Raw genomic sequence first — 26,099 nt, forward strand, 5'->3', positions numbered from 1 at the left:
ATGCTATGTCTCATACCGCTCATCGTTCTGGCCGGAACCGGATGCGGCGAGGACGGAGAGTGGCTGGAAGGGCCCTTGGGCGAAGCGAAGAGCGCGCTGGAGGCCGGAAATGCGCTGAACCCCAACGCGCTGAACCCCAACGCGCTCAATCCCAACGCGCTGAAGCCCAACGCGCTGGCTGTCGGCGCCTTGAGCCTCGTCGCCCTTGCTCCGCAGGCGCTGACCGCGATCCTGGACCCCGGGCCGGACGGCGCCCTCTCACGCGAGCACCTGAGGTACACCGTGGAATGCGCTCTCGAAAGCTCGCAATCGTTCCGTTTCGGTTGGATCGACGCCTCCGGCGTCTATCACGACGAGATCTACACAGGCGTGCTCGGACTCGTGAGGAGCTGGGCGTGGGGCCCGCTGGATGGTGAGGGACAGCGCTGGATCTCGGCGTGCCTCGCGGCGCGCACGAACTACTACAGTGTCCCCGTCATGCTCTCTTCGCGTGGACCTACCAAGGCGATCAACAAACAAAACTCGCCGGAATTGTCGACGTTCACGAGGGAGGAGGGTGCATTCTGGGGCAACCTCTACGGGAGCTCGCCGGCGCTCTATGCCTGCCATGTTCCAGAGAACGACGCGGGCTCACGCGCGGCCCTCCGTGACTGCGCCGCCGGGCACATCGACCCGACGACCGGCTCCATCCAAGCGTGCGGGGCGATCCAGCGTCTTGGCTCGTGTGACACCTATTGCGAGCCCATCGCCCCCAAGAACGGCATCTATCACCCTTCCTGTTTCACGGATCCGGCGAACCGCTCGGCCACCATGAACCTCCAGCCGATCACGGTCTTCCTCGAATGAGAGCGAGGCGTCGCGTCTAGAGCGGTTTCCGCCCACCTCTGCGACATGCAGAGCAGAGCGGCGGTCTCCCGCACAGGAAACGGGCCCAGATCGGCGTTTTCGGCGCGCAAGCGCACTCCGGTCTCAGGATCCTACACATCTCGCTTGATGTGTGCTGGGCGACGTGCTCAAAGCTGCGGATGGGTTCACCTGCAGCAGAGCACGCAGCGGCGCTCGCCGAGGAGATGAGCGACGCGCACTTCGGCGATGCGCGGCTGTCGAAGCGCCAGACCAAGCTGGTGCAGAAGCTGGCGCAGGCGCCGGACGCTGGAGCGCCGCGAGGGAGGTGGGGGAAATATGATCAATCCTGAGCCTGCTGTAGCCGACGATGCCGCGCTTCTCCTTGGTCGAGATCGTCCGGCTGAGCTCGCGTAACCTCTTGTACTGGCCTACTCCCCCCGCGGCGCTCCGTTGCACGAAACCACGGACGATCCAGCGGGAGGTGTGGGCGCGCCGGGCACGATCACAAGAGGTCGTTACAAGAGTACACGACACCGTTGTCGCAGGTCTTCGCGCACGAGCCGTTCGCGACGGCGATGGTGCAGCCGGCGTAAACGACGTCCTCGTACCCGCCTTCCTCGACGTAGACGGGCACGCATATCCTCGCTGATCCGGCCCCCGTGCCATCGGCCTCGACAGTGAAATCGTCCCAGGGAACGCACCACTCATAGACATGACGGATGTAGCGGTGGAGCGAGCCGTCGCGAGCGCGCGCGTCTGTGCCCCACACGTACTCGTCGCCCCAGTTTCTCTCCCAGTAGATCAGTGTGTTCCCGTCCGCGTCGCCGCTCCAGCTTTCATAGACATCTGACCAGCCGTACCGCCCCTCATAGGATTCGGTCCACGACCCGTCCGCCTGCAGGTGCCCGTCGAGCTGGATCCGCCCGCCGTGCGTGCGCGAGATCCGCTCCTGCGTGTAAGAGAGTGACGCGCCGTCCCACTCTCCCTGCTGCGTCAGCCAGTCGAGATCACTGCCGCCCGCACGGCGCGTCCTCCGCGTGAGCAGACAGCTCTGGAACGTCTCGCCGCCCTCGGTGCGCTCCACGGGTTGAAACGTCTCCTCAACCTCCGTGACGTGCACCGCGCCGCTGTCCTCGATCGTCTCCCGGTCGTACGTCGCCAAGGCCCCGTTCGCGGTCCGGGTGACGCTCCCCTCCGCCTTGATCTTGCGCAGATAGCTGTCCGCGGCGGGCGTCTCCTTCCAGCTGATCGCACCCCGGTGCGGCGTATAGCGGCCGTGGATGCGATCCACCGCGAGCCCGGGTGGATCATAGTCGAAATGAGCTCGCCCCACGTGCGGCAGGTGCTGTCCCACCGTCCCCGGGATCGCGCAGAGCGCGAGCGAGGCGGGCGTGACGCCCTCCTCCACGGAGCACTGGAGAGCCGTCGACGCCACTCCGCCGTCCTGCGTCGGCGCCTCGCCGCCGCAGCCCACGAGCATACCCGCCGCCGTCATCGCGCGGAGGCACATCCATCCCTGAAGACGTCCGCTGCTGGCCATGCGTTTCCTCGCTTTCCGTCCAAGAATGTCATCCAGCATACGCTAGATCGTGCGGAGCGGACACGCGAAACGGCGGCGCACATCCTCGGATAGGGTGACGCACATCCTCGGATATATCAGGTGCTGGAGGAGAGGCTGGTGCGCTGGCGGGAGCGCGGACTAGTATTCACGGCAGTCGCCTGGCGCCGCCAGCGTGCCGAAGCTGTAGGGCCGCGCCTGCTTGACCAGCAGCCGGCGCTCCGGGCCGATCAGCTTCCATTCGATCTGCATCGCGTAGAGGTGGTTCTCCCCCTTCGGGTCGACCAGCGGCCGGTAATGAGCGTGGACGGACTCGAGCACGCACCCGAGCCGCTGGATCTCCGGGAACGACAGCACGTCGCGCCCGCGCGACAGGCTCGAGCGCGTGTGGTACTCCGCCTTGATCGTGCGAGGCGGCGGCGTGTACACGATCTCGTCGCTGGTCACGCCGGGCGCGGGGTTGGTGACCGAGGCCTCCCCGATCTGCGCGTTGATGTAGTACTGGCTGTCGCGGGTGGCGTCGAGCGCGTTGCGGCTGATGGCCACGCCCTGCGCGCGCTCCGATTGCCAGGCCTGGTGCACAAGCACGGCCATGGCCGCGCGCGCCTGGTCGACGTGGCCGAACTCGCGCTCGTCGTAAGCGCGCGTGTTCCACAGGCTCGACCAGACCGTGCGCAGCGCGTCCTCGATGGAGCTCGACTCGGCGTCCAGGTCGCCGCTCGTCGACGTGTGCAGGCCCGCGCCGTTGAAGGTCGCGAGATCCTCGGTGTTGCTGCTGCTGCGCAGGCGCACGCGGTCGCCGCCGAAGCGCTGTTCGATCGCGCCCGTGACCTCGCGCAAAATCGCGGGGTCCACCGGGTGCGCAAGCATCCGCGCCCGCACCTCGGCCAGGCCCTCGGCGTGCGCGTGCGGATCGGCGCGGAACTCGGGATCCTGCTCGAGCTCGGCCAGGAGCTCCGCCGCGCCGCTCGCCTCGAAATGGTCCATGTAGTGCGAGAACGGGATCGCGAACGCGGCGGGCGGCACGTACAGCGGCAGCAGGTCGAGCGGGCAATACTGCCCCACGCCGCTCACGCGGTACAGCTCGGCCATGCCTGCCGCCTTGGAGCCGATGCTGTCGCCCATGGCGTAGCCCGCGGCGTCGAGCGGCACGATCCCGCGCACGGAGAGGTCGAGCGCCGGCGACAGCCGCTCGCCGGTCGGCTTGCGCTTCTCCCAGTAAGCGTCCGCCTCCTGCGCGGTGGCCTCGCGGATGTCGAAGTCCGACGCGCGCACCTCGAGCCGCACCAGCTTGCCGAAGAGGGCCTTGAGGCGCTCGTCGTCGCGCGCGCCGCGCAGGGCCATGTTCGGCGTGCCCCGGCCGCGCGCCAGCACGTTCACGTGCGCCAGCGGCGTCTGGAACGCTTCTGTGATGAGGCCGCCCATGAACGCGGTCTCGTTCGGCACGTCGTCGGTCACCACGATCACGTTCGGTCCGAGCTCGGCCGACTCCAGATCGCGCGCCGGGACGAACGTCAGCGTGCCAAAGCCCTCGGCCGGGTTGAGCGACTGGTACGTGAGCCCCTTGTACGGCGCGTTCGGCCCCACGATGGGCGCGGTCCCCTCGATCTTCCGCAGCTCGATGATCTGGCGCCCTTCGGTGGGCCGTATCGCCCACGCCTCCGGGTCGGGCACCGCCTTCATGGCCGCGAAGAACGCGCGCCGCATCTGCTCGCCGACGATCTGGTCGCCGGGCGAGAACTCGACGGTCCTGGCGCCGTTGGTGTGCTCGACCAGGGTGCCGAGGAGGTAGCGGCGGCCCTCGGACCGGAAGTACTCGGTCTGGCTGAACAACCCCCAGCCGACGTTGAACTCCGCGGCTTGCTCCGGGTCGCAGCGATCGAGGTGCGGCTCCTTCCGGATCTGCTCGCGAACCCAGGTGTAGTGGAGCGCCCACTGGCGCGTGCTCAGGAGGTGCACCGTGTCGTTCGCTGCCATGTCGACCACGAACTTGACGCCGAGCTCGCCGACCGCGGTGCCGCCCTCGGCCAGCTCGGCGAAGTCCGCCGCCGTCTCCAGCCGGTGCGCGCGCCCGCTCGCGAGCTCGCGCCCCGGGAGCTCGGCGCAGCCCTCGTTCGCGGCGCCGGGGCTCGCAGCCCCGCAGAAGCGCGGCGCCCCGGTGGCGTCGGGCACGCGGGCCAGCGACGCGCCTTCGGGCCAGGCCATGAAGTCGATGCGATCGCTCGGCTCCGGCGTGTCCTCGCGCCACAGCGTCGCCACGCCCTCGAACTCCGGCGAGGCCTCGAGGTCGGCCGTCTCGCTGGCGCTCACCGGGACGCTCACCCGCTCCCCGGGCGCGAGCGTGGCGGACGGCTCGGGCCACGCGATCAGCACGCCCGCATCGGCGCCGGGCAGCGCTTGCCCCGGAGCGAGCGCCGCGAGGCGCAGCGCGAAGCCGTCGAGCGCGACGGGCGCGCCGCTCGCGTTCAGCACCTCGACGAACCCCGCCGGCCGCAGCGAGAGCTCGGAGATGACCAGCGGCCCGGCGATGGCCGGGAACGGCTCGGGCCACTCGAAAGGCGCGAAGCGGATGCTGTCGTCGAGGTTCGGCGGATCCGGCGGGCCGCAGGTCTCGCCGTTCTCCCGGTCGGGCGTGGCATAGCGGCAGATCGACAGCTCGCCCGTGCCGTCGGGCAAGCGCGCGTAGCTCTCGGATCGCGGCAGCTCCGGCACGTTCACCAGGTCGGCGAGCTGGCACGACGCCGACCACAGCGCCACGCGCGCGCCCGAGTTCGAGAGCTTGAACGGCAGGTGCAGCGGGCCCTGCTCCGGTGTGTCGTCGGCCCAGAGCAGCACCCCTCGCCCCGGCTCGATCGTCATCCGCGGCAGCGGCGTCGCCTTGCCGGACTTGTCGCTCACCGAGTACTCGCCGAGATCGAGCGCGCGCTGGCCGATGTTTATCAGCTCGATGAAGTCGTCCGTCTCGCCGACCTCGTCGACCCAGGCGCCGTCGTTGCCCGTCATCACCTCGTTGATGCGGAGATCGCCGCTCAGCGCGGGCGCGGCGGCCACGGGAAGCTCGAAGTCGCACACCTCCGGCTTCGGCGGCTGCTCCTCCGTCGGGAGCTGGGTCTCGCCCGAGCAGCCGACGCCAAGGGCGAGCGACAAGAGGGCCGCACCCACGCGCGGCTGAGACAAAGGATGAACGTGGTGATTGCTGGGTGAGCGCTCCGTCATGTGTGCTCCCGTGGTGCCTGCTCCGTCATGCCCGCCCCATCATCTCCGCTCCGCCAGCACGCAGCGTGCCGCAACCACCGGCGCCTGGCCCGGCGCAGAAAACGCATGGAACCAAGCCGCACGGCCACACCGCCTGGCCCGCCCTGCGCCGGGCTGTGCCAGCCCCTGCGCCGTCACCGCCAGGGGGCTGCGCCGGCTCACACGGTCAACTGCCCATTCCGCCGGCGCGCGACTTGGATGCTGGCTTGAGCTCATGTAGCATCGCGCGCATGCGTGAAAGCGTGCCTGGACGAGCTGTGTTGATCGCTCTCCTCACCTGCGCCCTGGCCGCCTGTTCGGAGTCGCCGGCCGACGAGGGCGGCGCGGGCGGCGGCGGCGCGGGTCCAGCCGGCAGCGGCGGCTCCGGCGGCGCCGCGGAGGCCAGCTCGAGCGCGGCCGAGGGCGCGACCTCCAGCGCCGCGACGGGCGCCGGGGCCGGCGGCGGCGGCGGCGGCGGAGAGCCCGAGGGCGGGTGCGGGAGCGTCTCGGAGGTGCCGCCCGAGCTGGGATTCGACCCTTTCTACGAGAAGTACATCGACGCCGCCGGGATTCCCGTCATCAGCTCCGAGAAGGTGCCCGACGCGGCGCTGCTGCGCGCGTGCTCGGTGGTCGTCCGCATGCTCGGCCACCGCGACGACGTGCGTCAGGCGATGATCGAGAACCACACGCGCGTCGCCGTGATGGCGGAGACGGAGGTGACAACCGACATCCCCGAGCACAGCGACCTGTACGAGGCGTTCCCGGGGACGGACTGGGACACGCGCGCCCGCGGCCTCGGCGCGACCCCCGCCCGGCCCGCGAGCTCCTGCGCGGAGGAAAACGTCCTGTGTTATCCGAGCGATCCGTACCTCGGCGAGGACATCCTGGTGCACGAGTTCTCGCACGCCATCGCGATCATGGGCATCGCCTTCGTCGAGCCGACGTTCGACAGGGAGCTCGAGGACGTCTTCGATGCCGCGCTCCAGGCCGGGAAATGGGAGAACACCTACGCGGCGACGAACAAGGACGAATACTGGGCCGAGGGGGTCCAGTCCTGGTTCGACGCCAACACCGAGGCGATCCCCACGAACGGGATCCACAACGAGATCGACACCCGGGCCGAGCTGCGCGACTACGATCGCCCGCTCCACGATCTCATCGCCAGGTACTTCGCCGACGACGCGTGGCGGCCGAGCTGCCCCTGAGGCCTCGTGAGCCGGGCGAGAGCCGCAGTGCCTCCAGGGCTCCGCTACGCGGGCGGATAGAAGACATCGAGCGTCGGGAAAGCTGGTTTGGCCCGGATGCAGTCCCAGAGGTAGATCGCGAACCCCAGATCGCCCGTCCAGAGCGAGTAGCGCAGCTGTCCGTACCGGCGCGCGTCCTCCTTCGTCTGAAGGATGCCGTGCATCGCGAAGGCGCGCGCGCGATGGAGCCAGAGCGCGTCGCCCGTGCGCGCGTGGAGCTTGAGGAAGGCGTAGCCGTTTCCGCCCGTGCCATGGCAAAGGTTCGAGCCTTTGCAAAGCGGCCCGGCCGCCCACGTCGCCTCGCCGGCGGCCAAGAGGAGCTCGTCGAGCGCGGGGCCGGGGAGCTCGGCAAGACAGATGACGAAGCCGGGCGCGCCATGGCAGAACTGCATGAGCCGGGGGTACGGGGCATCGCTTTGTAAAGCCAGCTGCGCCGGCCAGCTGGCCATTCTGCCTTCTCGCGTGGCTGTCCGCCCGATCGTGGTGGCGATGACGTGCTCCCAGGCTGCCCAGTCGCCCGCGTCCAGCAGGCGCCGGCCGTGGAGGAGCGCGCGCGCGGTCGCGACGAACCCGTGGACGGCGTCGAGATAGGTGCTCCGGCGGCCGTAGAGGTCCTGCGACCAGTAATGGCAGCCGTGCTCGTCGGACCACTGGAGCTGCGACCAGAGGCGCGCGGCGGTGCGGCGGAAGAGATCGGCCCAGCGCGCGTCGCCGAAGCGCCCGTGCAGGAACGACGCCGCCAGCATGGTGCCGGGCGCCCCCCACATCAGCTCGCGCGCCGGGTGGTCGAGGTTGCCCTCGATGAGCGCCGCGAGCCGGTCGGCTCGTTCCTCGGTGGGCCGCTCGCCCTGCGCCATCAGGAGGATGGGCGTGTCCCCCATCATGAACGCGGCGCTCTCGTCACCCGGCATCGAGGCCAGCCATGCGCGGTTGCGAAGCAAGAGCGCGTCGAGCTGCCCCGTGGTGCGCCTCGCGCCCGGCGCCGCCCCCACCTGATGCAGGTAGCGCAGCGCCCAGATGACGCCTGCAGCGCCGTGGTAGAGCGGCAGCGCCGGCTGGCTCGGGTCGTCGCCGGGCTCGACGTCCTTCGGGTGCAGCGGCCAGTACGCGTCGTCCGAGGAGCGCCCCTCGGTGTCGCGAACGATGTCCTCGATGGCATCGCGGGCGACGTCCTCGTCCCATGCGACGGACGTCAATGCCTCGTGGCGCTCGGGTTCGTGCAGCATACGGTGCCTTTGCCTGCTCTGCGAGCGTCGCGCTCGACCGCGGGCCGCCGCGCGGCGCTACGCCGCCAGCGCCTCGGTCAGCGCCCAGAGCCGCTCCTGCGCGGCCTCGTCGAGCGCCTCCGCCGCCGCCGGCTTGATACGGCTCTTCTCGAAGTATTCGCCCGTCACCCCGGCCAGCTCCGGCGCCGTGGCCACGTGCAGCGAGCACTCGGCCCCTTGCTCGGGCGTGAGCAGGAACAGGGTGAAGATCTTCACAAGGAGCTTTGGATAATCGCGCATCAGCTCCGTCCTGACCACGCCCGGATGGACGGCGTTGACCGTGACGCCGGTGCCCTCGAGCCGTCGGGCCAGCGCCTTGGTGAAGAGCACGTTCGCGAGCTTCGACTGCGCGTACGCCGCGGTCGTGCCGTACTTCCGCCGCTCGAACTGCAGGTCCTCCCAGTCCATCCGGCCGCGGTAATGCAGCTTCGAGGACAGGACGACGACCCGCGACGGCGCGCTCTTCTTCAGGAGCGGCAGGAGGTCCTGCGTGAGCAGCCACGTCCCCACGTGGTTCACCCCGAACGTCGCCTCGAGCCCCTCCTCGGTCGTGCCGCGCGAGCTCCGCCACACCCCGGCGTTGTTCACCAGGACGTCCAGGCGCTCGTGCGCCGCGCTGAAGCGCTCCCCGAAGGCGCGGATGCTCGCCTTGCTCCCGAGATCCAGCGCGATCACCTCCACGTCCTTGCGGCCGGTGGAGCGGGCGATGTCGTCGCGCGCCGCCTCCCCTCTGGCGGTGTCGCGGCACGCCAGCACCACCTTCGCGCCGCGCTGAGCGAGGCCGCGGGCCGTCTCCTTGCCAATGCCCGTGTTGCCCCCGGTAACGATGCAGACCTTCCCGTTCATGATGCTCCTCTCTCAGGTTCCTGCGGTGGGCGCAAGGCGCAAGGTCACCGCGCTCGCGCCACGGAAACGGAAGACGTCACGGAAGACGCCGGGGAAGCGAGGCGCCCCCACCTCGTGACGGCGTAACGTCCTTATCCCGCGAAACTCCGGCAAGAACCTGCGACCCCCTTGACGTGGACGCGCCCCCAGCTTCTCCTGATTCTCTATGCTCAGCCTAAGAGTATCTCTTGTGCGACGGGCGTGCTTTGTGTTCGGCATGCTGGCGATGACCGTGGGGTGCGGGAGCGGCGGACCCCCAGACGATCCCGAGCCGATCGGGGCCGCGATCGGGGCGCTCACAGGCGACGAGCCGGACCTCGTGATCTCGAGCGTGAGCGCGCCCCGGAGCGCCGTGCCGGGCAGCTATTTCACGACGTCCGTCACTGTGTGCAACCAGGGCAACTCGGCGAGCTACGGCACCCATGTCGAGGTGCGCCTGTCGAACGACGACATCATCACACCATCGGATCCCGCCGTCGGCTATGCGCCGCTGGGGTACCTGGGCCCGGGGCAATGCGTCGACGTCGGCGCTCAGACCGCGGCCGCCGTGCCCGACGGCGCCTACACGCTCGGCGTCGTGGTGGACCAGCTCGACCAGGTGATCGAGCTCTCGGAGTCCAACAACACGGCGCTGGCAGGCGAGATCGGCGTCGGCTACGGCCCGGATCTCATCGTCTCGGCCGTGAGCGGGCCGCCGAGCCAGGTGCCCGGCGCCTGGTTCGACGCCTCGGTCACCGTCTGCAACCAGGGCACGCAGACGAGCTATGGCAGCAACGTGGAGCTGTACCTCTCCTCGGACGCGATCATCACGGCGGCCGACGTGCCCATCGGCGGCGAGCCGGTGCCGTACCTCGATCCGGGGCAGTGCACCACGCGGACGGTCCACGTGGGCGCTTACGCGCCTGACGGCGCCTACCACCTGGGCGCGATCGTCGATCGGTACGGCGGGGTTCCCGAGCTCATCGAGAGCAACAACGCCGCAGCTGGCGACGTGATCGGCATCGGCCATCGGCCGGATCTCATCGTCTCCTCGGTGAGCGCCCCGCCGAGCGCCCTTCCGGGCAGCGGCTTCGGCGCCACCGTCACCGTCTGCAACCAGGGCACGACCCCGAGCTACAGCACCGCCCTGGAGCTGCGCCTGTCAGCCGACGAGACCATCACGGGGACCGACCCGCCCGCCGGCGGCGCCCAGGCGCCGTACCTGGATCCCGGGCAATGCGCGGCGGTGACCATCCCTGCGAGCGCGTACGTACCTGACGGCGTCTATCACCTCGGCGCGATCGTCGATCTGTACAACTGGCAAGAAGAGCTGAATGAGGCCAATAACACCGCGTCGGGCAGCCTGATCGGCGTCGGCCATGGCCCCGATCTCGTCGTCTCCGCCGTGAGCGGGCCGCCCAGCGTCTTCCCCGGCGGAGGCTTCGACGCGTCGGTCACCGTCTGCAATCAGGGCACACAGACGAGCTACGGCGCCCAGGTGGAGCTGCGCCTCTCCGCGGATGCGACGCTCACGACCGCCGACTTCCTCGCCGGCGGCGGTCCTGTGCCGTACCTGGATCCGGGCCAGTGCGCCACCGTGACCTTTCCGGCGAACGCTTATGTGCCCGAGGGTGCCCACCACCTCGGCGCGATCGTCGACCCGCACGGCTGGGTCCCCGAGCTCATCGAGACCAACAACGCGGGCTCAGGCTCTCTGATCGGCGTCGGATACTGGCCTGACTTCATCGTCGCCTCCGTGAGCGGCCCGCCCAGCGTCCTGCCGGGCAGCGGCTTCGACGCGGAGATCACCGTCTGCAACCAGGGCACGACCCCGGGCTCCAGCATGGTGGAGCTGCGCCTGTCCGCCGACGCCACGATCACACAGGCCGATACGCTCGCGGGCAGCGCTCCGACGCCTTACCTGGATCCTGGCCGGTGCGCGGCCGTGACGATCCCCGCCGGCGTCTACGTGGCGGACGGCGCCTATCACCTCGGCGGGATCGTCGATCCGCACGGCTGGCAGCCCGAGTTGATCGAGACCAACAACGCGACGCCGGGCGACCTGATCGGCGTCGGCTATGGGCCCGACCTCGTCGTCTCTGCCGTGAGCGGGCCGTCGAGCGTCACGCCCGGCAGCGGCTTCAACGCCGCCGTCACCGTCTGCAATCAGGGCACGACCCCGAGCTACGGCGTCGACGTCGAGCTGCTCCTGTCGGGCGACGGGGCGATCACGCCCTCGGACACCCACGCCGGGAGCGGCTATGTCCCCGGGCTGAGCCCCGGGCAGTGCGCCTCCGTCGCCGTGCCCGCGAGCGCCTATGTGCCCGACGGCGCTCACCACCTCGGCGCGATCGTGGACCCGAACGGCGTGATCGCCGAGCTCATCGAGACCAACAACGCCGCGGCGGGCAGCGTGATCGGCGTCGGTTACGCGCCGGATCTCGTCGTCTCCGCCGTGAGCGGGCCGCCGAGCATGATCCCTGGCGGAAGCTTCGACGCGTCGGTCACGGTCTGCAACCAGGGCACACAGACGAGCTACGGCGCCCAGGTGGAGCTTCTCCTCTCCGCCGACGCGACCCTCACGTCGGCCGACTCCCCTGCTGGCAGCGGTCCGGTGCCGTACCTGGATCCGGGTCAGTGCGCCACCGTGACCTTCCCGGCGAGCGCGTACGTGTCCGACGGCGCCTACCACCTGGGCGCGATCGTCGACCGGAACAACTGGATTCCCGAGCTCATCGAGACGAACAACGCCGCGGTGAGCGCCGTGATCGGCGTCGGCTACTTGCCCGACCTCATCGTCTCCGCGGTCGACGGCCCGCCCAGCGCCATGCCGGGGAGCGGATTCGATGCCTCCGTCACCGTCTGCAACCAGGGCACGCAGCCGAGCTACGGCGCCGACGTGGATCTCTACCTGTCCGCCGACGCCACGATCACGCACGACGACACACCGGCAGGACACGGCATGGTCCCCTTCCTGGCGCCCGGGCAGTGCGCCTCCGTGCTCGTCTTCGCGAGCGCCTATGTTCCCGATGGCGCCTATCACCTCGGAGCGATCGTCGACGCGTACGACTGGCAAGAAGAGCTGATCGAGTCCAACAACGCCGCCTCGGGCGACCTCATCGGCGTGGGCTTCCAGCCCGACCTCGTCGTCTCGGCGGTCAGCGGCCCGCCCAGCGCCCTGCCGGGCAGCGGATTCGACGCTTCCGTCACCGTCTGCAACCAGGGGACGTCCCCGAGCTACGGCGTCGATGTCGAGGTGTTCCTGTCGAGCGACGACGCGATCACGCCCTCGGACGTCCACGCGGGGAGCGGCTATGTGCCCGGGCTGAGCCCTGGACAGTGCACCTCCGTGCACGTCGCCGCGAGCGCCCATGGCTCCGACGGCGCCCACCGCCTCGGGGCGATCGTGGACCCGGGCGAATCGCTCGTCGAGCTCATCGAGAGCAACAACGCTGCGGCGGGCGGCGTGCTCGGCGTCGGCTTCGGGCCGGATTTCATCGTCTCCGCGGTGAGCGGGCCGCCGAGCCTCGCCCCGGGTGAAAGCTTCGACGCCGAGGTCACCGTCTGCAATCAGGGCACGCAGCCGGGCTACGGCGGCGACGTGGAGCTCCGGCTCTCGTCGGATGCGACCATCACGACGGCCGACTTCCTGGCCGGCAACGGGCCGGTGCCTTACCTGGCGCCGGGCCAGTGCGCCACCGTGACCTTCCCGGCGAACGCTTACGTGCCTGAAGGCGCCTACCACCTGGGCGCGATCGTCGATCCGCACGGCTGGACTCCCGAGCTCATCGAGACCAACAACGCCGCGGCGAGCAGCGCGATCGGCGTCGGCCATCGACCGGACCTCATCGTCTCGGCGGTGGCGGGCCCGCCCAGCGCCCTCCCGGGCAGCAGCTTCGACGCCGCGGTCACCGTCTGCAACCAGGGCACGCAGCCGAGCTACGGCACCGACGTGGAGCTGCGCCTGGCGGCCGGCGACCAGGAGGCCAACACCGGGTTCTATGCCGGAAGCGCGCCGGTGCCGTACCTGGATCGCGGCCAGTGCACGGTCGTGACGATCCCCACCTACCTGGCGGCGCCCGACGGCGCCTATCGCCTCGCCGCCGCGGTGGACCCCAACGGCTGGATGCAGGAGCTCATCGAGACCAACAACACGAACACAAGCAGCGTGTTCGGCGTCGGCTACCGGCCGGATCTCATCGCGTCCGTGAGCGGCCCATCGACCGCCGCGCCGGGCAGCGTCTTCGACGCCGTCGTCACCGTGTGCAACCAGGGCACGGCCCCGAGCTACGGCACCCTGGTGGAGGTCCGGCTGTCGGCCGACGCGACGATCACGACGGCCGACTTCCTCGCCGGAGGCGCCTGGGTGCCGAGCCTCGCCGCAGGCCAGTGCGAGAGCCTCGTTGTCCCCTCTGACGCCTACGTCCCCGTGGACACCTATACGCTCGGCGTCATCGTGGACGCCTACGGCGAAGTCCCCGAGCTCCTCGAGGGCAACAACGCCACGGCCGGCGGCGAGCTCCTCGTCAGCTTCTGATCACCCGCTTCCACAGCTCGCCGACGTGACGGCGCTCCCCCGGCTCGAGGCGGAGAACCAAGGCCGTCTCCACGCTTCCCAACCCCGGTGCGCCCCGGTAGTCTCGCCGCATGCCCCTCGACCCGCAGCGCCTCGCCCGTGTTCGCGCCCATTTCCTGGCGGCCGCCGCGCTCGTCACCGGGTGCGGCGGGAGCTCCGCGCCCGACCACACCATCAACGAACGGGCTCCCGTCGACCACGTCCCGCCAGCGCCGACCGCAGCGCCCACCGAGTCCTCGTCCCCCGCGACCCCGCCGGAAGCTCCGCAGACCGATCCGAGCGACGCCACACCCAAGCTGCCGGTGAACGTGAACACGCCCCCGACTGCGCCGCCGACGGCGCCCCCTGCGTCGTCCTCCGCGACCGTGGGTCGTCCTCCGCCCGGCCAACCCCCGCCGACGTCGCCGGTGCACATCAACACGCCGTCGCGCACGAAGCCGTGACGCGAGCGGCATCCCCCGCCGCCCCCCTCGCTCGGCGACGGCCGCGCCGCATCCCCTCATGAACACCGCGTTCCCTCTCGGCACGACCGAGCGGCTCTTCGCGACGCTCCACCGCCGCTTCCTCGATCGCCATTACCCCGCGCCCCCGTGGGACCGCCTCGACCCGGCGTCGCTCCCGCCGGCCGACGTCGAGATCGCCCGCCAGGCGTGGGCCGCGCGCGCGGTCGCCGAATACCGCTCCATGATCGTCTTCGGCGAGCTCATCGCCCGCTTCGCCGAGCTGCGCTTGCCCCTGGAGGTCACGACCGCGGCCTCGCGCCTCCTCCAGGACGAGGCTCGCCACACCGAGCTGTGCGCGCGCGCGGCCGAGGCGCTCGGCGGCAACCACGGAGCGACCCTCGCCCCCTCGGATCTCCAGCTCCCGCGAAACGGCCTTCCGGCCCATCTCTTCGTCGCCCGATGGACAGCATCGATGTTCTGCGTGGGCGAATCCGCGTCCGTCGGCATCCTCGACGTCCTCCAGCAGCACACCACCGATCCTTGCCTGCAGGTCGTCGTGGGCACCCTCCTCCGGGACGAGATCCTCCACGACCGCTTCGGCTGGGCGCTCGCGCGCCTCGTCTTTCCGCGCCTCACCGAGGACGAGCGCGACTGGCTCGCCGCCGATCTGGCGTTCTCGCTCGCGCACTACGACCGCATCCACGCCGGCGCCTCGCGGGCCGACGGCGACCCGTTGCCCGACGCGCCGCCGCCCTCCGGCCCGAACCTCGGGATCCCCTCGCGCCCGGCCGCGGCGCGCGCCTTCTACGAGCGGATCGACCGCGTGATCCTCCCCTCATTCGCCGCGCTCGGCGTGCCGGCGTACGAGGCATGGGCGTTGCGCCTCGAGGTCCCGGCCCAGGCCGAGGACCGCTGAGACGGCGCTCGCCGCCTCAAGCGCGAAACACCCGAGAGACGGGCTCGCCTATCAGCGCAGCGAGGAGCCGCTCGCCCTCGGGCCAGGGCCCGAAGCCGGCGTCGACGTTGATGTGCCCGCACGGCCCCGCATGGACGAAGCGGCTCCCCCAGGCGCGCGCGAAGGCTTCGGCTCGCTCCGGGGTGCAGTACGGGTCGTTCGAGCTCGCGACGACCATCGAGGGGAACGGGAGCCTGACGCTGGGCAACGGGTGGAACGTCGACGCCTCGCGCGGGTAGCTCGGAGATTCGGTGTCGGCCGGCGCGACGAGCAGCGCGGCGCGCACGGGTCGCGCGCCCAGCGCCGCCCAGTGGACCGCCGTGCTGACGCCGCAGCTGTGCGCGACGAGCACCGGGGGCTCGGCGCTGGCGGCGACCGCCCGGTCGAGCGCCTCGACCCACGCACGTCGGTCAGGGTGATCCCAGTCGGGCATCTCCACGCGGCGCGCGAAGGAGAGCTTCTGCTCCCAGAGCGTCTGCCAGTGGCGAGGGCCGGAGCCGCTGTAGCCAGGGACGATGAGCAGCGAAAGCATCGTGAGAAGACCTCCCCGCGAACGAGGAGGGTACAGAGGAAGCGGGTCAAAATCACCTCGTCGCCACCCCGCAGACCCCGGAGCGGAGTCGACCCCTTCGACGCATGGACAAGCCGTTGATATGGCTCGCTTTTCCAGCAAGGAGGCGGGGCGCGTAGAAAAAGTTGCGTTCGGCCGTGCGCGGGTCGCCCCGGGGCGTCGCGGCTCATGTCGCATGCCAGACGCCTTCGACGTTCTCCTCCTCCTGGCTCGCGAGGCGCAGTCGCCGCCGGGACGCCATCCCCCGCCGGCGGCGATCAAGCTGCCCCTGCAGCTCCCGCATGGGACTTCCATGTCCCTCGATTCCTGTGTAAATATACGAGATGCTGGCGGCGCTGGATGTCGAATCGCCGCCGGCAGGATTCTCTTGGTTGAAACAACGTGTGACCTGACCGCGAAAGGGGTTTCAATGAATCAAGGATCGTCTTCGGGGCGTCTGCCCAGGAGCCGCATCGGGAGCTCGCTCTCTGTGTTTCTCTGCGTGCCCGTGGTGGCGCTCGCGCTCGCCGGTTGCGGCGCCACGGATCCCTCCTCCTCGTCCGAAGCTGGCGAGTCCACGCCGAACGGAGACGAAATCATGAGCTGGGAGGAGTTCAAGGCGAACGTTTACCGCGACCCGCAGCGCGGGGTCTACATCGTCGACGACGAGCAGGGGCTCAACGACGCGGAGCTGCGTGTCGTCTACGAGCGCTATGTCAAGACCGGGGCGCTCGTCGTGAAGCCGCTCGAACGGCGCTGATTACACCTCACAGACTCGAATGCCTCACGCCGCGCCAGCCAGCGACAGGGCGAGCCAGTCGTCGAAGCGCGTCGGCATGACGCGCGCGCCGTCGTCGGGGGTGAGCGACCGATCGTCGATCCGGACGCCGAAATAGGTCGCCTCCGCGTCGGCGATCACCTCGCGGCGGTCCTTCTTCGCGCTCAGGTACTTGCCGACGAACTCGGCGAGCGGGCGTTTCTCCGGGCCGGCCACCTCGACGATGCCGTTCACGGGCGCCCCGAGCGTGACGTCGGCCAGGGCCTCGGCGACGTCCTCGGACGCGATCGGCTGCAGGTGCGCCGACGAGAGGCGGACCCGCTCCGCGTCGGCGCTGGAGCGCGCGATCCCGTCCATGAACTCGAAGAACTGCGTGGCCCGCAGGAGGGTGTAGGGGATCCCGGAGGCCACGATCAGCGCCTCCTGCGCCATCTTCGCGCGAAAATAGCCGCTGACGAGCATTCGATCGGTGCCGACCACCGAGAGCGCCACATGATGTCTGACGCCCGCGGCGGCCTCGGCGGCGAGCAGGTTGCGGCCCGAGGTCTCGAAGAAGTCGAGGACCGCCTTGTCCTCGAACGACGGCGAGTTCGCCACATCGACAACGACCTCGGCTCCTGCGAGCGCTCCGGCGAGCCCTTCGCCCGTGAGGCAGTTGACGCCCGTGGAGGGCGACGCCGCGACGACCTCATGGCCCTGCTGGCGGAGCCTGCGTACGAGCTTCTTCCCGATCAGACCGGTTCCACCGATAACCACGATCTTCATGTCTTTCTCCCTTGTCCGTCGCGCGAGCGACCGGCGCCTTGCTCCTGTGACCCCGCGCTCACCGTCGATGACGAAGTGGGTCTAGCTCGTGTGACAGGAGGCGAAGGAAAATGACAGCCGCGCTCCCTCCGTCCGGAGATCCCGCGCGACGACCCGGATCAGAACGGCGTGTCGCCTTCGTCCGGAACGATGATCGACTTCAGCGCGCCGTCCTGGCAATCCGCCTGCAGGCGGAAGCCCTTCTCGGCCTCGGACAGGTCGAACCGGTGGGTGACGATCGACTCGACGTCCACCGCCCCCTCGGCGACCAGGCGGATCGCCCGCGGGTACACGTGCCCCATGCGGCGGGAAAACTTGATCTTCAGCCCCTTGCGGCGGCACAGCGCCGCCGGCAGCGCGTAGCGGTCGCCGTCGGGGATGCCCGCCAGCAGGATCCGCCCGCCGACGCGCGCGGCCTCGGCCGCGTGGTGGAAGCCCTCGGGCGAGTTCGTCGCCTCGAGCACGAGGTCGACGCCGCGGCCGCCCGTCCACTCCGCGACGGCCGCGAAGCTCGGCGCCGCGTCGTGCGCGCCCAGCCGGCGCGCGGCCTCGGCCCTGTACGTGACGGGGTCGACCGCGAAGACGCGCGCGACGCCGGCCAGGCGCGCGAGCTGGACCAGGCACAGGCCGATCGGGCCGCACCCCAGCACCACCACCGTCTCCTGCAGGTGGGGCCGCGCCAGGTCGATCGCGTGGACGGCGACGCCCAGCGGCTCCAGCATCACGGCCTTTCGCACCGAGAAGCCGCGGGGGACCGGCACGACCTGGTCGGGGCGCACCGCCAGCCGCTCCGCCATGCCGCCGTGGAGCGGCGGCGCGCCCAGGAACTCCACGTGCGGGCACAGGTTCACGTGGCCGCGGTGGCACCACTCGCAGCGGCCGCAGGCGTGCGCGGGGTCGACGGCGACGAGCTGCCCCCTCGAGAGGCCCAGCTCCGGGTGGTCGTCGACGACCCAGCCGGCGAACTCGTGCCCTGGCACGAAGGGGTCCCGGACCTGCGCCGCGCCGATCCCGCCCTCCAGGTAGTAGTGCAGATCGCTGCCGCAGATCCCGCAGCCCGCGACCTGGATCGTCACCATGCCCTCGCGCGGCCGCGGAGGTTCGACCTCGCCCAGCCGCACATCGCGGATACCGTGAATGAAGGTTGCGCGCACCGTTCCAGGCTCCCTTTCAAGACGCCGCCGGCTCCCCGGCAGGGCCGCGCTGGACGATTGTGCCGGCGCGATTCCCTACTGTAGTCTGCGCCCGTGATCGCTTGTCAATCCTGCGTTCCGGGGCGCTGACGGCGCCATGCGGGCCGACCTCGTCCTCGGGATCGATCTGAGCACCACCGCCGCCAAGGCGGCGGCCTTCGACGTCCAGGGGCGCCTGCACGCCGCCGGCCGCGCCCCGCTCTCGCTGGCCCGGCCAGCTCCTGAGCGATTCGAGCAGGATCCCCGGGACTGGTGGGCCGCCCTGTGCCAGGCGGTCGCCGGCGTCACCGCTGCGGTGGACCCGGGCCGCATCGCGGGCCTCTCCATCGCGCACCAGCGCGAGACCTTCGCCTGCCTCGGTCCCGACGGCGAGCCGCTCCGCCCCGCCATGCTCTGGCTGGACGGCCGCGCGCGCGGGCACCTCGGCGCGGTCGTCGCTCGCATCGACCGCATCGGGCAAGACCGCCTGAGGGCGCTGTCCGGCAAGGCCGCGGACTTCGGCCCGGCGCTGCCCAAGATCGCCTGGCTGGCCAGCGAGGAGCCGGAGACCCACCGCCGCACCGCCCTCTTCTGCGACGTGCAGGCCTACCTCGTGCAGGCGCTGACCGGGCGCGCCCGCACCAGCTGGGCGAGCGCCGATCCGCTCGCGCTCTTCGACATCGGCGCGCACCGCTGGTCCGAGGAGCTCTGCGCCGCCGCCGGCATCACGCCCGCCCGGCTGCCGGAGGCGCTCCCTCCCGGCGCGCCGCTCGGCGCGGTGTCCGCGGCCGCAGCGGCGGCCACCGGGCTGCGCGAGGGCACGCCGGTGCTGGCCGGCGGCGGCGATGGCCAGATGGCCGGGCTCGGCGTCGACGCCCTGGACCCGCGGCGCGCCTACCTGAACCTCGGCACGGCGGTGGTCTTCGGCGTCTTTTCCCCCGAGCCGCGGCAGGACCCGGCGTGGCGGACCATGACGAGCGCCTCCGGCCGCGGCTACGTGCTGGAGAGCAGCCTGCGCAGCGGGGCGCTGCTCTCGGACTGGTACCTGCGCCGCCAGCTGGGCGTCGATCCGCGCGACGGCGCCGCCATGGCCGCGCTCGAGGCCGAGGCGGCGTCGCTGCCGCCCGGCAGCGGCGGCCTGCTGCTCTTGCCTTACTGGGAGGGCGCCATGAACCCCCACTGGGATCCCGACGCCCGCGGCGCGATCCTGGGCCTCACGGACGCGCACGGGCGCGGCCACGTCTACCGCGCCCTCATCGAGGGCGTCGCGCTGGAGCAGGCGCTGGTGCTGGACCTGATGCGGGGCGCGGCGGGGATCGAGGTCGCGGAGTTCGCCGCGGTCGGCGGCGTGGCCGCGAGCGACCTCTGGTGTGCCGTGATGGCCGATGCGACGGGCGTCGCCATCGAGCGGTCCGAGACGGTCGAGGCCGCCTGTCTGGGCGCCGCCATGTGTGCGGCCGCCGGCGCCGGTCTGGCCGGGAGCATCGAGGCGGCCGCCAAGGCGATGCGCGGGAACGCCACGGCGACGTTCCATCCCGATCCCGCGCGCCGGGAGCGCTACGCGGCGCTGCTGGAGATCTACCGGGACATGTATCCGCAGCTCTCGGGGCTGCTGCGCCGCCTCTCGGCCTTCACGAGGGACTAGCCGCGGCGCGCGCTCCTCTCCCGAAGGAGCGAGCTGGGCCGGTGCCATGCGCCCGAGGACAGGGCACCTCCAGGGCATGGCGACGGAACTGCTCGCGAGGATCACTCAGGACGCCGCAGTGATGGGAGGCCGCGCGTGCATCCGGGGGATGAGGGTCACGGTGGGCACGATCCTAGGACTGCTGGCGGCCGGACACTGCGTGGAGAAGGTGCTGGATCTCTACCCATACCTCGAGAAGGACGATGTGCTGGCGGCGCTCACGTATGCAGCCTGGCGCACCGAGGAGGTCGAGCTTCCACTGAAGGCGTCATGAAGATTCCGCCTGCCTCACGTCTCCTCAGTGCGCTGTCGGATCGTTGACGCGCCCCGCGAAGAGGAGCGCCCCCGTCGGCAGATCGCTGATGAAGAAGAAGAACGGCCGGTCCAGCACGATCTCCGCGGGCTCCGGGAAGAAGCCCGCGCCCGTGGCGGCGATGAGGACCGCCGTCGCCGCCGCGGCTTTGGTCCCGGCCTCGTCCACGTCGATGACCGCCTTGTGGATGACGTCCTGGATCTGGACCCCTCCACCCGGAATGATGCCCGAGAAGTCGGCGCTGGGGCCAAAGGCGACGCCCATGCCGAGATCCACAAGCGCCTTCTTGAGAGAAGCCGAGGTGCCGAACGAGAACTTCGGCATCGTGATATCGACCGACCGCGACTGCGTCGAGGCGATGATCGTCTCGAGCCCCGCGCCGTCGAGCGACTCCGCCAGCGCGTCCGCGTTCCCCTCGGCAGGCAGGACGAGGAACATCGAGACAGGGGTGCCCGCATAGGGGATCTCCACGGCTTCCCAGCCGTCGCCGGCGCCGTAGCGCGTCTCCTGTGTGCCGTGCATCATCTGGGCGGTGACGCTCGTGCCGTCGCCGCGCTGGAACGCGCCGGGCTTGGTCGCGCCCTCGCTGAACGGCGTGTGCCACGCGGCGTCGAAGTAGATGGCGTTGGTGAGCACGACGCGCGTCTCCGGGGTCACGTTGTTGTCGAGGAGCTTCGGAATCATGCCCTCCGTCTGGTCCTTCACCCACGCGTTGATGAGGCTCTCGGCCTCCTTCGGGGCATCGAAGTCGGCGAGCCGCACGCGCGCCCCGTAGCTCTCACCGAGCACCTTCAAGAACGGCTGTTCGAGCGCGAGATCGACGTGCGACCAGATGGCGTTGGCCGTGTGGAGCCGGAAGCCGCCCCCCTCGACGTTGCTGGAGCCCTCGGCGCGCTTGTGGAGCTCGAGATCCACGTAGTTGAACGCCGGGTGCAGCCGCTCCTGCGGGAGCTCGAACCGCATCGTCGCGGCCATCGCCTGCTCCGTGGTGGTCCGCGCGCCCGCGTACGTCATGGCGAGCGCCGTCGAGATGCTGTAAGGCGAGTAGACGACGTTCCCGTTCGCGCTGGGGAGCACGCGGCCGAGGTCGAGCGCAAAGCTCGCGTTGTTGCGCGTCAGCAACACCTGATCTTCCTCCGAGACGACCGGGTTTTCGATCCGCGCCGCGTCCGACGGCAGCACGCAGCCAGCCTTCTTCTCGAAGCACTCGACGGCCGAGCCGCCCCCTCCCGGGCCCGAGCCGCCCTCTCCCTGATCCGGGCCACCACCGCCGGTGCCGCCTCCATCGTTCGAGCTGCACCCCGCGAGAGCCGACATGAGCACGGTCGCCAAGACAATTGATGTTCTCATGATGCCAGGGATTAGCAGCCTGCGTGCCAGAGCGCTTTTGCGCCGAAAACTCGCCTGTTTGTCCTGGGGAGACGCGCACACCCGGCAAGCCTGGAGCAGATTGTGCCAAGATGAGCCTTCAGCGGAGCTCACGGGTGGGCGGGGAGGGCCCGGTGACGCCGAAACCGATGGATCGGCGCGGTCGATGTGCCTGTGCCACCTCGGCAGATCCCGTGGTGGGCCGGGAAGATCGTGCCGCGCGAGCGGGTTGCGCCGAGGTGCGCCACGGACCATCCTTCCTGCCGACGCGCGAGGCACATGAAGATGGACGAGGGCGCAGGAGAACCGACTGGCACGCGCTCGGCGCGGATCGATCGCGGCGATGTGTTCTGGATAGGGCCCGACGACTCGCGGGGGCCTGTCCCGAGCTACTCCCATCCCCATGTGGTGGTCCAGGACGACGTCTTCAACCACTCGCGCATCACGACCGTGGTCGTGTGCGCGCTGACGTCGAACTTGCACCGGGCGAACGAGCCTGGGAATGTCCTGCTCGATGTGGGCGAAGGGAACCTCCCCAGGCAGAGCGTCGTGGTCGTGTCGCAGATCTCCTCGGTCGAGAAGGCCCGCCTTGGCGAGCGGATCGGGTCGCTGTCCGACGCACGGGTGGATCAGATCCTGGCCGGCCTGCGCTTCCAGCAGGCGTCGTTCTTCAGGCGGTAGCGAGCAGGTGCGCCTCGTGGGGCAGGTCGACGTCACCGAGGCAGCGACGTTGGGCGAGCCCGGCTCCTGGGGAGGAGGATGAATGCCTCACCACGGCGACCCGGAGGTGGCCTTCAGAGAGACGCTTGCCCGGGATCGGGCGCGAATCGATGCAGCGATCGAGCGGCTCTCCGGGGAAGAGACGAAGGCTGAGCGGTTCCTGCTCGCGCTCGCCGGGGCGTGGGGCCGCCCGGTTCCATGTCGGGTGCCGCTCGGACGGCGGCTGCCGCCGGTCGCCCCGACCGAGCGTGGTGTGAAGTGCGTGGCACGCTGGGTATCTGCGGCCAGTCCAGACGTCCAGCGGGCCGCCCTCTCCGCCCTCGAGAAGGCCGGGGTGGTCGCCCGGCCGGTTCTGGGTACGGTCGCCGACGCGCTCGCGAGCAAGGAGCCCGTCGTGCGGCTCGCCGCAGCCCGCGTGCTCGCGCGCGCTGCGCCGTGTCCCGAGCAGGCGCCGGCGCTCCGTCGTGCGCTCTCCGACGAGCTGTTCACGGTGCGCTGGCTGGCGGTGGAGGCGCTCGCGCGCAGCGGCGATGAACATCCGCTGGCGCCGGTCCTTGCGGCGTCGCGTCCACGGCTCGACGCTCGGCTTGCTGCCTATCGGCTCGAGAGCTGGCTGCGCGCGGTCGCCACCGTTGGACGGGATGCGTCCGCGCTGTTGCCCGAGATGAACGAGCTCCTGGACCGGATCTCCGCGCTCAGCCGGAGCGATACCTCGTGGCACGAATCGAGATTCATGATCGAGCGACTCGTACGGGAGCTTCGTGCGACCCAGGGTGCCCCCTGAACGGCTTCATTTCACGCACACGCGAGGCCGTGCCAGCGCCTCCGTCCATGGACGACATGATCATGCTCCGACGACCGAGCGCCTGCCTGCGGACCGCCGTGCTCGCGCTCTCCGCTGCCGGTTGCGGCGGCGTGGCGGGGACCTCCGCCGCCAACATCCCTTGCCCGCCCCCCACAGCGCCTCCGGCGGCCTCGTCGGCCGATTCCGGCGGCAAGCCTGGCCGCACGAAGCTCAGCGTGGCCCTCGTCCCCTGGATTCCAGATGCCGCCGGCGATGCCTTCGCGTCCCTGCGAACGATGATCGAGGACGCGTTCGAATCGGAGCATGCGGCGATCGATCTCGACCTGCGCCTCGTCAAGTCCGATGACAGCTACCACAATCCAACGCGCCTCGCCGGATGGCTTGCGTCCGGTCGCTACGATCTGGTCGAGATCGACACTGTGGTTCTGGGAGATCTGATCGACGCGGACGTCCTCGAGCCGTGGCCTTCGGTGCCGGAGCGCGACTACCTCGCCGCAGCCAGGTCAGGCAGCATCGAGATCGATGGAAGCGGCAAGCCCGTCTGGTGGGGTGTCCCCCACCTCACCTGCGGGTTCTTCCTGGTCACGAGATCCGAGAAGCTCGATGCCGCTTCCAGCATCGTCGGCCTCGTGAAGGCCGCGCGCGAGAGCGGGAAGCCCCTGCTCGGGAACTTCGTGAGCAGCTGGGATCTACCCGCCCTCTACCTGGACGCACGTGTCGACAACGGGCTCGATGCCACGAATCCAGCGGCCCTGAGCAATGCCCTGAAGCCGCCCCTCGAGGCCGCCAGCACAGCGGCGCTCAAGCAGCTTGCCGAGCTCTGTCGGCAGGGTGACAACAACCCATGCATCGACGGCACGTACGACGAGACGCAGGATGCTCCGGTCGATGAGTTCGTGAAGGGCAGCGCGATCGGGTACTGGGGATTCAGCGAGCGCCTGCATCGGACCGTCGCGCTCATGAAGGCTCAGGGCATGCCCGTGGCGGGGCTGCGTGTATCGACGATCCCGCTCGGGACCAGCGCCACGCCCCTCCTGTTCACCGACGCCTTCGTGCGGCGAAAGGGATGCTCCGGCGATCCAGCCTGCAATGCCGCGGCCGCCGCGTGGGCGGAGTTCATCACCCGCGACGACGTGATGCGCGATCTGCTCGTCTCCAGGGATGCCGGGCCGGCCGCGGTGCCGCGCTACCTGTTGCCGGCCACGAGCTCGGCGTTCCAGGTCGAGCCGATCGCCAGGGACGCCCTCTACGCGGAGCTCCGTCCTCTGGCCCAGTCGGGGAGATCGTTTCCGTCGCACGCGTCGATGTACGAGCGGCGGGGCGCGCTGGTGCACCTGCTCGAGACCCAGCTCGCGGCGCGCTGAGAGCCATGTCGCTCGAGAGGCTGGTCGGCTCGCATCGCTCGGGCCGTGCGGCGCATCACGATTTGGTTGCATTGACAACCAAATCCTTCGTGGTATGCTGGGCCATCATGCGCGACCAGTTCACGGCCGAAGGGGGGATCGTCCTCGACAACGCGCTCAGCTACTGGGTGGCGCGCGTCTACCTCGCTTCCCGCGCCGCGATGTACCGGCGCTTCCGCGCGCACGGCGTCGAGATCACGCCCGAGCAGTGGATGGTCCTCGTCCGCCTGTGGGAGCAGGAGGGCGTCACGCAGACGCACCTGGCCGAGCGCACCTTCCGGGACGTGCCCACGATGAGCCGGATCGTCGCGCTCATGGAGCGCGACGGGCTCGTCGAGCGCCGGCTCGACCCGACGGATCGGCGCGCGCGGCTCGTCTACCTCACCGCGCGCGGGCGAACGCTGCGCAAGGCCCTGTCGGGCGAGGCCATGGCCCTCGTGGACACGCTGCGCGCCGGCATCCCGGAGGAGGATCTCCTCACGACCCGGCGCACGCTGCAGCGCATCCTCGCGAACATCGAGCCCGAGGGCTGAAAGGATCCCGGCCCTCCGAGCCGCCTTCTTCACGATCAATTAATTGCATAGACAACCAATTCAGGAGACACCCGCATGAGCCAGACCGCTGCTTCCCCTCACTTTCCTGCGCACACGCTCGACACGGCGCCCGCGGCGGCCCGCCCCGCGCTGGAGCGGACCTCGCGGAAGTTCGGCTTCCTGCCGCTGCCCTCCGCGCGTTTCGCGACGTCGCCGCTCCTGGTGCGCGCCTTCGACGAGCTCCTCTCGGTCTTCGAGGGGGCCACGCTCTCTCCGGTCGAGCGCGAGGTCGTGGTGATGGTCGTCGCCGGCGAGAACGGCTGTGATCTCTGCCGCACGATGCACCGCGGGCTGCTCCTCCGTGCGGGGGCTTCCCCCGAGGTCGCCGCGGCGCTGTTCGAGCGAAGGCCTGCGCCCGACGCGCGCCTCCAGGCGCTCGCGGCGTTCACCGAGGCGACGCTGCGCGAGAGGGGAGAGGTGCCGGACGCCGATCTCGACGCCTTCCTCCGCGCGGGCTTCACCGCCGAGCAGGCCCTGGAGGTGATCGTCGGTATCGGCACCTACACGCTGTCGACGTTCGCGAACCGGATGACCCGCACCCACGCGCTGCGCTGAGCCGCGCAGATGCACGGGGCCGAGAGCGACGTCGTTGATCGCATCCTGCGCGAGTGTCGCATTGCTGGCATCGTGACCGACCGGGCACGCCTCGTGGACTCGCACGAAGCGTGCGTGCACGTTGTGATAGAAGGCGAACCGGACTGGAGTCCTTTCACCGGGTTCGGACCGTACCCGCGTCCTGGGATTCTCACCTGGCCCAATTCCGGCTGAGCGGCGCCCCGCTCGTCGGGCGGAGCTGCTCGTCGGTGAACACCAGGCGCATCGTGTCCTCGGCAGTCTTCGGCTGCCTGCTCGGCACCGGTCTCTCCGGCGCGTTCGTACAGCGCCTCCTGCGCCTTCTCGCTTGCCGCAGACGACCGCAAGAGG

23 protein-coding genes are annotated in these 26,099 nt (G+C 70.3%); 15 read left to right on the forward strand and 8 right to left on the reverse strand.

Translation table 11 applies throughout. The features are described from left to right. Positions 1–75 precede the first annotated feature (75 nt). The gene (locus WMF29_RS29020; RefSeq protein ID WP_437323385.1) at positions 76–846 is read left to right on the forward strand and encodes a hypothetical protein; all 771 of its coding nucleotides are present in this window, start codon (positions 76–78) and stop codon (positions 844–846) included. A gap of 179 nt (positions 847–1,025) precedes the next feature. Further along, positions 1,026–1,196 carry a transposase DNA-binding-containing protein gene (locus tag WMF29_RS29025; protein ID WP_437323386.1) on the forward strand — a complete coding sequence of 57 codons (171 nt, stop codon included), beginning with the start codon at positions 1,026–1,028 and terminating at the stop codon, positions 1,194–1,196. Between the two features lie 152 nt (positions 1,197–1,348). Here the strand turns inward: WMF29_RS29025 and WMF29_RS29030 are convergent, their stop codons facing one another. Both WMF29_RS29030 and WMF29_RS29035 read right to left on the reverse strand, forming a co-directional pair. Then, positions 1,349–2,386 carry a hypothetical protein gene (locus WMF29_RS29030; protein WP_437323387.1) on the reverse strand — a complete coding sequence of 346 codons (1,038 nt, stop codon included), beginning with the start codon at positions 2,384–2,386 and terminating at the stop codon, positions 1,349–1,351. A gap of 159 nt (positions 2,387–2,545) precedes the next feature. Next, a complete protein-coding gene (locus WMF29_RS29035) occupies positions 2,546–5,551 on the reverse strand; it encodes a PEP/pyruvate-binding domain-containing protein (RefSeq protein WP_437323388.1) in 3,006 nt (1,001 codons plus the stop codon). 368 nt (positions 5,552–5,919) lie between these two features. Between WMF29_RS29035 and WMF29_RS29040 the strand changes: the two genes are divergently transcribed. Beyond that, positions 5,920–6,843, forward strand: a complete 924-nt coding sequence (locus WMF29_RS29040; protein ID WP_437323389.1) for a hypothetical protein — start codon at positions 5,920–5,922, stop codon at positions 6,841–6,843. Between the two features lie 44 nt (positions 6,844–6,887). On the opposite strand, the gene WMF29_RS29045 is transcribed toward WMF29_RS29040, so the two are convergent. Continuing rightward, positions 6,888–8,108: a lanthionine synthetase C family protein gene (locus WMF29_RS29045; protein ID WP_437323390.1), complete on the reverse strand. Its 1,221-nt coding sequence runs from the start codon at positions 8,106–8,108 to the stop codon at positions 6,888–6,890. A 57-nt stretch (positions 8,109–8,165) separates the two neighbouring features. After that, on the reverse strand, positions 8,166–8,993 hold the full coding sequence (locus tag WMF29_RS29050) for an SDR family oxidoreductase (protein WP_437323391.1): 828 nt from the start codon (positions 8,991–8,993) through the stop codon (positions 8,166–8,168). Positions 8,994–9,249: 256 nt separating this feature from the next. Between WMF29_RS29050 and WMF29_RS29055 the strand changes: the two genes are divergently transcribed. From WMF29_RS29055 to WMF29_RS29065, 3 genes are all read left to right on the forward strand, one after another. Continuing rightward, positions 9,250–13,548: a CARDB domain-containing protein gene (locus WMF29_RS29055; RefSeq protein WP_437323392.1), complete on the forward strand. Its 4,299-nt coding sequence runs from the start codon at positions 9,250–9,252 to the stop codon at positions 13,546–13,548. A 110-nt stretch (positions 13,549–13,658) separates the two neighbouring features. Further along, complete coding sequence (locus WMF29_RS29060) at positions 13,659–14,030, forward strand: hypothetical protein (protein ID WP_437323393.1); 372 nt, start codon at positions 13,659–13,661, stop codon at positions 14,028–14,030. Positions 14,031–14,088: 58 nt separating this feature from the next. Further along, a complete protein-coding gene (locus WMF29_RS29065) occupies positions 14,089–14,946 on the forward strand; it encodes a hypothetical protein (protein WP_437323394.1) in 858 nt (285 codons plus the stop codon). Positions 14,947–14,962: 16 nt separating this feature from the next. Here the strand turns inward: WMF29_RS29065 and WMF29_RS29070 are convergent, their stop codons facing one another. Beyond that, the gene (locus WMF29_RS29070; protein ID WP_437323395.1) at positions 14,963–15,517 is read right to left on the reverse strand and encodes an RBBP9/YdeN family alpha/beta hydrolase; all 555 of its coding nucleotides are present in this window, start codon (positions 15,515–15,517) and stop codon (positions 14,963–14,965) included. A 448-nt stretch (positions 15,518–15,965) separates the two neighbouring features. On the opposite strand from WMF29_RS29070, the gene WMF29_RS29075 reads away from it, so the two are divergent. Beyond that, positions 15,966–16,295, forward strand: a complete 330-nt coding sequence (locus WMF29_RS29075) for a hypothetical protein (RefSeq protein WP_437323396.1) — start codon at positions 15,966–15,968, stop codon at positions 16,293–16,295. A 24-nt stretch (positions 16,296–16,319) separates the two neighbouring features. Here WMF29_RS29075 and WMF29_RS29080 read toward each other — a convergent pair whose 3' ends face one another. Together WMF29_RS29080 and WMF29_RS29085 are read right to left on the reverse strand one after the other, a co-directional pair. Then, positions 16,320–17,078: an SDR family oxidoreductase gene (locus WMF29_RS29080; protein WP_437323397.1), complete on the reverse strand. Its 759-nt coding sequence runs from the start codon at positions 17,076–17,078 to the stop codon at positions 16,320–16,322. A gap of 158 nt (positions 17,079–17,236) precedes the next feature. Next, positions 17,237–18,271 carry a zinc-dependent alcohol dehydrogenase gene (locus WMF29_RS29085; protein ID WP_437323398.1) on the reverse strand — a complete coding sequence of 345 codons (1,035 nt, stop codon included), beginning with the start codon at positions 18,269–18,271 and terminating at the stop codon, positions 17,237–17,239. A gap of 136 nt (positions 18,272–18,407) precedes the next feature. Between WMF29_RS29085 and WMF29_RS29090 the strand changes: the two genes are divergently transcribed. Together WMF29_RS29090 and WMF29_RS29095 are read left to right on the forward strand one after the other, a co-directional pair. Continuing rightward, a complete protein-coding gene (locus WMF29_RS29090; protein WP_437323399.1) occupies positions 18,408–19,934 on the forward strand; it encodes a xylulokinase in 1,527 nt (508 codons plus the stop codon). A 76-nt stretch (positions 19,935–20,010) separates the two neighbouring features. Next, positions 20,011–20,247, forward strand: coding sequence for a DUF433 domain-containing protein (locus tag WMF29_RS29095; protein WP_437323400.1), 237 nt, complete (start codon positions 20,011–20,013; stop codon positions 20,245–20,247). Between the two features lie 24 nt (positions 20,248–20,271). On the opposite strand, the gene WMF29_RS29100 is transcribed toward WMF29_RS29095, so the two are convergent. Further along, positions 20,272–21,636 (reverse strand): serpin family protein, encoded by a 1,365-nt coding sequence (locus WMF29_RS29100; protein ID WP_437323401.1) that lies wholly within the window; start codon positions 21,634–21,636, stop codon positions 20,272–20,274. Between the two features lie 303 nt (positions 21,637–21,939). Between WMF29_RS29100 and WMF29_RS29105 the strand changes: the two genes are divergently transcribed. From WMF29_RS29105 to WMF29_RS29130, 6 genes are all read left to right on the forward strand, one after another. Continuing rightward, positions 21,940–22,335, forward strand: a complete 396-nt coding sequence (locus tag WMF29_RS29105; RefSeq protein WP_437331178.1) for a type II toxin-antitoxin system PemK/MazF family toxin — start codon at positions 21,940–21,942, stop codon at positions 22,333–22,335. A 373-nt stretch (positions 22,336–22,708) separates the two neighbouring features. Continuing rightward, entirely contained in the window at positions 22,709–23,158 is a 450-nt protein-coding gene (locus WMF29_RS29110) for a HEAT repeat domain-containing protein (protein WP_437323402.1), read from the forward strand. A 62-nt stretch (positions 23,159–23,220) separates the two neighbouring features. Beyond that, positions 23,221–24,543 carry a hypothetical protein gene (locus tag WMF29_RS29115; protein WP_437323403.1) on the forward strand — a complete coding sequence of 441 codons (1,323 nt, stop codon included), beginning with the start codon at positions 23,221–23,223 and terminating at the stop codon, positions 24,541–24,543. Between the two features lie 107 nt (positions 24,544–24,650). Beyond that, on the forward strand, positions 24,651–25,115 hold the full coding sequence (locus tag WMF29_RS29120; protein ID WP_437323404.1) for a MarR family winged helix-turn-helix transcriptional regulator: 465 nt from the start codon (positions 24,651–24,653) through the stop codon (positions 25,113–25,115). Between the two features lie 75 nt (positions 25,116–25,190). After that, complete coding sequence (locus WMF29_RS29125; RefSeq protein ID WP_437323405.1) at positions 25,191–25,730, forward strand: carboxymuconolactone decarboxylase family protein; 540 nt, start codon at positions 25,191–25,193, stop codon at positions 25,728–25,730. A gap of 9 nt (positions 25,731–25,739) precedes the next feature. Next, on the forward strand, positions 25,740–25,943 hold the full coding sequence (locus WMF29_RS29130) for a DUF6210 family protein (RefSeq protein WP_437323406.1): 204 nt from the start codon (positions 25,740–25,742) through the stop codon (positions 25,941–25,943). Positions 25,944–26,099 lie beyond the last annotated feature (156 nt).

The organism is Sorangium sp. So ce381 (assembly GCF_051473845.1).
Lineage (GTDB): Bacteria > Myxococcota_A > Polyangia > Polyangiales > Polyangiaceae > Sorangium > Sorangium atrum.